Source organism: uncultured Veillonella sp., from assembly GCF_934190855.1.
In the GTDB taxonomy this organism is placed as follows: Bacteria; Bacillota; Negativicutes; order Veillonellales; family Veillonellaceae; genus Veillonella.
The window spans coordinates 1-2,865 of the sequence record NZ_CAKPTN010000192.1 but is presented as its reverse complement, the minus strand read 5'-3'; the positions used below and the strand labels follow the sequence as shown (position 1 = coordinate 2,865).

3 protein-coding genes are annotated in these 2,865 nt (G+C 40.8%); all 3 read right to left on the bottom strand.

The genetic code is table 11. The features are described 5' to 3' along the window. Positions 1 to 579: 5-oxoprolinase subunit PxpB (gene pxpB, locus Q0F90_RS08575; protein WP_296004769.1), on the bottom strand; the 579-nt coding region annotated here is incomplete at its 3' end. 74 nt (positions 580 to 653) lie between these two features. Further along, on the bottom strand, positions 654 to 1,850 hold the full coding sequence (locus Q0F90_RS08570) for an NRAMP family divalent metal transporter (RefSeq protein WP_296004767.1): 1,197 nt from the start codon (positions 1,848 to 1,850) through the stop codon (positions 654 to 656). A gap of 37 nt (positions 1,851 to 1,887) precedes the next feature. Continuing rightward, the gene (locus Q0F90_RS08565; protein ID WP_296004765.1) at positions 1,888 to 2,661 is read right to left on the bottom strand and encodes a LamB/YcsF family protein; all 774 of its coding nucleotides are present in this window, start codon (positions 2,659 to 2,661) and stop codon (positions 1,888 to 1,890) included. Positions 2,662 to 2,865: the final 204 nt, after the last annotated feature.

Here is a 2,865-nt window from a genome sequence, read left to right as displayed (position 1 = left end):
GGTCACAGGCGTACGACCAATGATTTGCCAGCCCCCTGGAGAGTCAGATGGATAGGTACCTGTCTGTTCCCCTGCAATCCCTACAGAGCCAGCGGGAATCAAGGTTCTAGGCGAAGACAAACGAGGCGTTGCAATGCGTGGATCCATCCCACCTAAATAGGTAAAGCCAGGGATAAAGCCTAGCATATATACTAAATAATCAGTGCCACTATGAATAGATACGACCTCATCCTCACTTAAATGATTGTGAGATGCTACAAAACTAAGGTCAGGTCCAAATTCACCACCATATACGGTAGGAACTTCAACAACTGTGACCAGTTCATTTGTCGTATCAGTCGTACCTTCTTCTAATGTGGGCTCAATAATGTTACAAATTTCAGAATAAGAATATAGCATTGCATCATATTCTACGAGCAATGCACAGTAAGTAGGAACTAGTTCAATAATTCCATCGAGCTGCAGCTCTTTAATTCGCTCTATAGTTTGTCTAATATGTCGATTAATCTTTGGATCGATCACTTGACCAAAATCAATAGAGATAGCCCGATCACCTACAGGTGAAATTGTAGGCTTCATATGTACCTCCCTGTATAACCTGAAAGGACCATTACATTCGATACGAACATAATGGTGCTTTCACGGATATTAAATTAACCTAGAAGTTTAGCAATGCCTTTCAAAGATGTTACACCAATATAAGATGTTACAAGCACTACAATCCAACCTGTGTAATATAATAATTTATTGTGTTTGTATGCCCCTACGATTTCAGATTTATGCGTTGCAAAGAGCATAACCGCCAACGTAACAGGCAAAATCAAACCGTTTACAGAACCAGCCAAAATCAATAGAGTTGCTGGTTTACCAATGAAGATTAAAATACATGTAGAAATGAAGATAAAGGACATGATAGTCAATTTTTCATTTCGTTCTACCACTTTAAACAATGTTTTAAGGAAGGATACAGATGTGTATGCGGCACCTACAACAGAGGTTAATGCAGCACAGAAGAATACGATACCAAATAATTTATGACCAATTTCACCAGCACCTAATAGGAATGCAGAGCCAGCAGGATCTTTAGGATCTAGCACAAAGCCCATGGATACTACACCAAGAACAGCTAAGAATAATAGCACACGAACTAAGGCATCTACAGACATACCCATAATCGCTGCACGGCGTACATCTTTCAAGTGCTCTTGACCTGTAATACCAGCGTCGATAAGACGATGACCACCAGAGAAGGTAATATAACCACCTACAGTACCACCGATAAGAGTAATCGTAGCAAGCCAAGGATAATGTGTAGGCACTATAGCATGAGTAACGGCTTCACCTACTGGAGGATTTGTAGAAAATGCTACATAACCAATCAAAACAAGCATAACTGTACCAAGTACTTTTGCCGTATTGTCCAGTACACCACCCATTTTCTTAGATGCAAACAGTAAAATACCTAGAATACCACTAATAGCAGCCGCTGTAGTCGTATCAATACCAAAGATGATATTGAGACCCATGGACGCACCACCGATATTACCAATATTAAAAGCTAGGCCCCCAAGGGAAATCAAAAATGCCACAAAATAACCTAGACCTGGCAATACTTTATTCGCAATATCTTGGCCCCGCATTTGGGATACGCCAATGATAGTCCACACATTAAGCTGTGCAATAATAGAGAAAATAACGGATACAACAATGGCAAATGCAAAATCTGCTTTTAGCTCATTTGTAAACGCCGCTGTTTGTAACATAAAGCCCGGTCCAATAGAGGACGTGGCCATCAAGAATGCTGCCCCTAACAGGACAGAGAAACTAGCTTTACCTGTAATTGGTTTCATAAGAACCTCCACATAGAACTAATACTATATACAATACTTATTTTTTGCGCTCTTGGAAATTAGCTACCGTTACGCCCGCTTTCGTGAGACCTTCACGAATATACTGTGTGAAAGCTATCGCTTCTGGATTATCACCATGAACACAGATAGAATCTGCCACAATATCTATGGTATTCCCCGTATTGGTTATTACTTTTCCTTCTTTGACCATCATAAGAACTCGTTCAAGAGCCTCTTGAGGATCTTTGATAAAAGCCCCTGGTTCAGTGCGAGGTACAAGTGTGCCTTCATCAGTATAACCACGGTCCGCAAAAACCTCCTGAATCACAGGGATACCTCGACGTTGCGCCTCTTTAGCAATATAGCTACCGCTTAAGACCATAGCTGCAACATTAGGATTTACTGCTTGCAACCCATCTAGTACGGCGTCAGCCAATGCAGGTGTGACACAGGCTGTGTTATAAAAGGCACCATGCAACTTCATGTGTTGTAATGTAACACCATGACTATCGCAAAAGGCTTGTAAAGCACCTAATTGATACATCATATACGCTTTTGCCTCAGCTGGATTCACCGCCATAGCACGGCGCCCAAAGCCCATCAAATCAGGATAGCCAGGATGTGCCCCTACAGCTACGCCCTTTTCCTTACACATACGTACTGTGGCCTCCATAATGAGAGGATCTCCAGCATGCCAACCGCAGGCGACATTAGCACTTGTAACGTGATTTAATACTTCACTATCCATGCCTAATGTATAATTACCGAAACTTTCGCCTAAATCACTGTTTAAATCTATATAATGTGACATATACACTCTCCTCTCCACTTCATGAAACTTTTAAATTCTATAGAATTTTATAATTATTGATATGATTATACTAAATTTCTAAGCAATTAACCAATGATTTTTATCATACCTAGAAAATTATTTTATAAATCATAACCACCCGTAGAACGGGTGGTTTGCTCTGACCCTATAAGGGTCTTTCTCTAGTGGTGGCCCTCTAAAGAG